A 238-nucleotide genomic window follows, 5' to 3' on the forward strand; every position below is an offset into this window, starting at 1 on the left:
GTCCTCGCCTCGTCGGTGTAGAAGGTGCCGTTGTTATGCGTGTCGACGTTGAACGATTTGTCGCTCTCCATGTCAAACACATCTGTTGCACTCAGTTTGACCTCAATGCCCTGGGCCGGATCTTCCGAACCGGTCGCAGTGGTGGCGACAGCTACAGGCGCGTCGTTGACCGCAGACAGGGTGAGGGTGCCGTTGGCAGGCGCAAAAGTCAGCGGATTGCAGCCGACACCGATGCCGC

Annotated in this window: 1 protein-coding gene; it reads right to left on the minus strand. The window is 59.7% G+C overall.

The genetic code is table 11. The annotated features are described in order from the left end of the window. Window positions 1-238: hypothetical protein (locus ACFZPT_RS26960; protein WP_379559169.1), on the minus strand; the 238-nt coding region annotated here is incomplete at both ends.

Source organism: Pseudomonas sp. MD330_10, assembly GCF_042610415.1.
In the GTDB taxonomy this organism is placed as follows: Bacteria; Pseudomonadota; Gammaproteobacteria; order Pseudomonadales; family Pseudomonadaceae; genus Aquipseudomonas; species Aquipseudomonas rhodesiae.